The organism is Blastococcus sp. CT_GayMR20 (genome assembly GCF_004570345.1).
In genome coordinates this window covers 1-5,255 of sequence record NZ_SPQM01000229.1, presented here as the reverse complement: position 1 = coordinate 5,255, position 5,255 = coordinate 1, and the positions used below count along the sequence as shown (strand labels likewise).

The following is a 5,255-nucleotide window of genomic DNA, read 5'->3' as shown; positions in this document are numbered from 1 at the left end:
CGTCGGGCACGAAGTGGGTGAGCGTCTGGTGCCGGTCGGACCCGGACTGCATCAGCTCGCGGATCAGGTACCGGGTCAGCGCCAGCTCGGTGCGCGCGACGCCCAGCATGGAGCCGAGGTTGTCCGGCCGGACGCTGCGCGGCAGGTCGAACAGGGAGCCGGCCTTGAGGAACTTGGGCGAGAAGCCGGCATAGGGGCCGAACATCAGCGAGTGGTCGCCGTCGATCAACCGCAGGTCCAGATGAGGCAACGACATCGGCGGGGCGCCGACGGCGGCCTGGCCGTAGACCTTCGCCTGGTGGCTGCTGACCAGCTCCGGCGAGGTGGTGCGCAGGAAGCGACCGCTGACGGGGAAGCCGCCGAAACCCGCGATCTCGGGGATGCCGGCCCGCTGGAGCAGAGGCAGCGCACCGCCTCCGGCGCCGACGAACACGAAGCGGGTGCGGACCGTGCGTCGCTCGCCCGTGACCGTGTCGCGGACCGTGACGATCCACCGGCCGTCGGTGTCGCGCTCCAGGTGCTGGACGCGCTGGTTGCAGTGCACGGGAACACCGCGCCCCTCGGCGTCGGAGAGCATCAGCCGGGTGAGCGCGCCGAAGTTGACGTCGGTGCCCGCGGTCGAGCGGGTGGCGGCGACGGTCTGGCGTGGATCGCGCCCGGCCATCATGAGCGGCAGCCACTCGGCGAGCTGCGCGGCGTCCTCGGTGTACTCCAGGCCCTCGAAGAGGGGCTGGGCGCCGAGCGCCTCGTGGCGGGCCCGCATGTAGGCGCGGCCGTCCTCGCCGGTGACGAAGCTCAGGTGGGGGACCGGCGTCACGAAGCTCTTGGGCGACCCGGTCATCCCCTCGCGCACCAGGTGCGACCAGAACTGGCGCGAGACCTGGAACTGCTCGTTGATCGTGACGGCCTTCGCGGGGTCCACGCGGCCGTCCGGGCCGGCCGGCGTGTAGTTGAGCTCGCAGAGCGCGGCGTGGCCGGTTCCGGCGTTGTTCCACGGACCGGAGCTCTCACCGGCCACGTCCGCGCCCGACTCGAAGACCGTGACGCTCCACTGCGGGGCGACGACGCCGATCAGCGCCGCGAGCGTGGCGCTCATGATGCCGCCGCCGACAAGGACCACGTCAGGGTTCGCGCTGTCAGGGACCGCGCCGCGCTCGGAACTCACGTCTGCCTCTCTGGCCGTTCTCGGGTGCGCCGGAGGCGCTCTCCCCTGATCGTCGGCCGAAGTGGACATCGACATGAACTTCCGAAGGTGTGAGGTATGCCAACCTCGTGATCTTCGCCATTCCAGCGGCACGGCATCGGCCGTTTTCCGCTCCCCGGGCGCGGGTGCCGCACGCGCCCGGCGCCCACCCTCGCGAGGGACCCAGGTGCCGAAATGGCCGTTTCGGCACCTGCGGCGGCGTGCCGGAACCGCGATTTCGGCACCTCTGTGGCGGGGGAGCTACTCCTCGCCCGGATAGGGCGGGGCGCTGTCGGCCACCACCGCGCCCCGTTCACCCAGCGGCCGCTCGGGGCCGACCGTGGAGTCGCGGACGGTCTGGCGCTCTGTCTCCGCGTTCACCGACGCGCCGACGATCAGCAGGAAGACGGTGAGCCAGAGCCAGAACATGCTGATGGCGACGCCGGCCAGCGGCCCGTAGGTCGTCTCGTAGCTGCCGAGCGTCTGCACGTAGGCCAGCAGCGCGACCGATGTGCCCAGCCAGAGGACCGTGGCGGCCAGGGCGCCGACGCTGATCCAGCGCCACCGCGCCTGCTTCCGGTCGGGGGCGAAGCGGTAGAGCAGCGACAGGGTCATCGCCAGCAGCGTCGCCAGGACCACCCAGGCGAGCACCGGACCCGCGGCGCGCACCGGACCGGGCGCGGAGTCCAGCCAGTCCGAGACCATCCCGGCGCCGACGAGCACCGCCCCGACCAGCAGCGCCCCGGCCAGGACGAAGACGACCGCGAGCAGGGTGCGGCGCAGGAGGCTGCGCGTCTCCGTCTCGTGGTAGGCGAGGGTCAGCGCGTCGATCAGGTAGGTGGCGGCGGTCGTCGCCGTGAACAGCGCGAGCAGCAGCCCGATCAGCCCGCGCACCGTGAGCACCTGGCCCGACGCGGTGGTGATCGTGGTGAGCTGGTCGGCCACGAGGGGCTGGAGCTCGTCGGGCAGCTTGCGCACGACCTCGGACAGCTGCTCCATTGCCTCCTGGGGTGTGTTGATCGCCCCGTAGACCGACATCGCCGTCACGAGCAGCGGAGCGATCGACAGCAGCGCGAAGAAGGAGACACCCGCGGCGTAGAGCATCAGCCGGTCGTCGAGGACCTCCCGTCCGGCGCGCTGGAGCACGCGGGCCCAGTCGCGCGCCGAGAGCCGCTGCGGGGACGTGGCGTCGCTCGGCGCGCCGGGCGCCCCGGCCGTCGTGCTCGTGGTGGCGCCGTCCGCCCGGACCTCGGCCATGGAGGTGCTGTGCCCAGCCGGGAGCCGCCGAAAGCCGATATCGGGCCGGGCCCGTCCGGGCGGCGTAACGTCCGGGGGAACCGTCGTACAGGGGACGCCGATGGGTCTGTTCCGCCGCGTCGAGGCCGCGCGCGCCTCGATCGGGACGGCTGCGCGCCTCACGGCGGCGGGTGCGTCGCTGGCGCTGGCTCCCGCCGCCCTCACCGTCGGGCTGCTCGAGGAGTCGACCCGCCTCACCGCGCGGACGGTCCGGTCCGCCGCGGGCGCCGGCCGTGCGGTCGCCTCCGGGTCGCTGGGCATCGCCCGGACCGGAGCGCGCGCGGTCGGCACCCTCGTCACCGGCGCCGATCCCTTCCCCGACGGCCACGTGCGCGGCATCGTCGACGTCGCCCGCGGCATGGTCGAGCCCCCGCTCGCCCGGCAGACGCGGCGGGTGTTCCGCGACCGGCGGCACGTCCAGGTCGAGATCGCCGCCCCGGCCGCGGAGGAGCAGCCGGAGGTCCGCCGGGCGCTCCGGCGCCAGCTCGAGCGGCTCGAGGGCGTCGAGTGGGCGACGGTGAACGACGTCGTCGGCCGCGTCCTCGTCGCCGTCGACGACCGCCGGGTGTCCGTCGAGGACGTCGTCGGCGTGGTGACCGCGGTCGAGCAGGCCCGCGGCGGACGACGCGTCTTCCCCCAGCGCCAGGACCACCCGGCCGACCTCGAACCGCTGCTGGCCGCGCTCGTCACCGCGGCGATCGACACCGCGGCGGTCGGCGTGGCGGCGTTCGCGAAGATGCTGCCCATCCCGGCCCTGAGCCGCCACGTCACCCTCGCCATCGCGCTGCTGGACTCCCAGCAGTGGATCAAGGACGCGCTCGAGTCGCGGATCGGCCCGATCGGCACCGACATCGCCTTCTCCGGCACCAGCGCCCTCCTGCACGCCATGACCCAGAGCCCGACCGTGCCCGCGCTCAACGCGACGATCGCCGTCCAGCAGGCGCTGGAGGCGCGGGCCCGCCGGCAGGTGTGGCGGCGGCGCGAGGACGAGCTCTGCCGCCCGGAGCCCGAGGACGACCCGGGGGAACCGCTGGCCCCGCCCGGGCAGCGCCCGGCGCCGCTGCCGCCCGGGCCGATCGAGAACTACCGGTCACGGCTCGGCCCCACCGAGCTGGCCGCCGCGCTGGCGCTGCTGCCGCTGACCCGCCGTCCGGGCCGGTCGGCGGACATGCTCAAGGCGCTGACCCCGAAGGCGGCCTACCAGGGCCGCGAGGCGTTCGCCGCCTCGCTGGGCCTGCTCCTGTGCCGGCGCGACGTGCTGCCGATGGACGGGTCGGCCTACCGCCGGCTGGACCGCGTCGACACGGTGGTGGTCGACGCGGCGGCCCTGTGCACCGGTCCGCCGACCGTTCTCGAGGCGACCGCCGACGCCGACGGCTGGACGGACGCCGAGGTGTGGACGACGGCCACCCGGCTGCTCGGCGACGGCGGACCCGACGGATCCGGGCGCCGCCTGGGACCCCCGCGTTCGTCGGCCGACGCCCCGGGCGGCGAGGTCCGCACCGTCCTCGACGGCCGCCGGCGCGTCGGTGTGGTGACGGTGGCGGCCGAGCTGGACCCGCACGCCGAGGCGCTGCTCACCGCCGCCACCGAGGCCGGGCACCGGCTGGTCCTCACCGACTCCGTGGGCGCCCGCGAGATCGCGGCGGCGGCCGACGAGGTGGCGCCCGCCGACGAGGCCCTGGTCGACACCGTGCGCCGGCTGCAGTCGGACGGACGCGGCGTCCTGCTCGTCTCCGCGGTCGACGGGCCGGCGCTGCTCGCCGCCGACGTCGCCGTGGCCCCGGTCCGGGCCGGCCGTGCGCCCGCCTGGGGAGCCGACCTGGTCACCGGGGAGAGCCTCGCCGGCGCCTGCAGGATCGTGTCCGCGACCCGCGCCGCGCGGACGGTGAGCCGCCAGTCGGTGCAGACCGCGCTCACCGGCAACGTGCTCGGCGGGCTGCTCGCCGCGGTCGGCAGTGCCGCGTACGGCCAGCGCAAGGCCACCGCGCCCGGCAAGACGGCGACCGCCTGGACGATGACCGCCGGCACCGTGTCCGCGGTCCGTGCCGCCGTCCGGCCGGCACCGCCGCTGTCGGTCCACACGCCCTGGCACGCGCTCGACCCGGACGACGTGCGGCGCCGCCTCGCCGAGCTGCCCGAGGAACCTGCGCCCGCGACCTCCCGCGTCCTCACGCCCGTCCGCCGGGTCGCCGCGCTGCCGGTCGTCCGGGGGCCCGTCCGCTTCGCGCGGACCGTCGGGGCCGAGCTCTCCGACCCGCTGACCCCCGTGCTGGCCACCGGCGCCGCGGCGACCGCCATGCTGGGGGAGTCCACCGACGCGCTGCTCGTGGGCGGGGTCACGGTGGGGAACGCCCTGCTCAGCGGCGTCCAGCGGCTCCGGGCGGAGACGGCGCTGGAGTCGCTGCTGCTGGAGCAGGACGTCACCGTCCACCGCGAGACCGCGGACGGGCACGAGGACGTGCCGGGCAGCGCGCTGCGGGTGGGCGACGTGGTCGTCGTCGAGTCCGGCGACGTGCTGTCGGCCGACGCCCGCCTGCTGGAGGCCCAGGACCTCGAGGTCGACGAGTCCAACCTGACCGGCGAGTCGCTGTCGGTCTCCAAGACCGTTCCGGCCACGCCGGGTGCCGACGTCGCCGACCGGACCTGCATGCTCTTCGACGGGACGACGGTCGTCGCCGGGCGGGGACGCGCCGTGGTGGTCGCCGTCGGCAGCGCGACGCAGGCGGGCCGGGCCGCGCGGGCGGCCGGGGGAGCGGCGCCGCCCGCGGGGGTG

General features: G+C 75.3%; 2 protein-coding genes and 1 pseudogene. 1 reads left to right on the top strand and 2 read right to left on the bottom strand.

Annotation, left to right across the window (positions count from 1 at the left end; all coding sequences use genetic code 11):
* Both mqo and E4P40_RS26110 read right to left on the bottom strand, forming a co-directional pair.
* On the bottom strand, positions 1-1,165 hold a 1,165-nt coding region (mqo, locus tag E4P40_RS26115; protein ID WP_209305530.1), incomplete at its 3' end, for a malate dehydrogenase (quinone).
* Positions 1,166-1,444: 279 nt separating this feature from the next.
* Positions 1,445-2,440, bottom strand: coding sequence for a YihY/virulence factor BrkB family protein (locus tag E4P40_RS26110; RefSeq protein WP_135161230.1), 996 nt, complete (start codon positions 2,438-2,440; stop codon positions 1,445-1,447).
* A 100-nt stretch (positions 2,441-2,540) separates the two neighbouring features.
* Here E4P40_RS26110 and E4P40_RS26105 point away from each other — a divergent pair.
* Positions 2,541-5,255 (top strand): annotated as a pseudogene (locus E4P40_RS26105) (cation-translocating P-type ATPase); the annotation flags it as partial.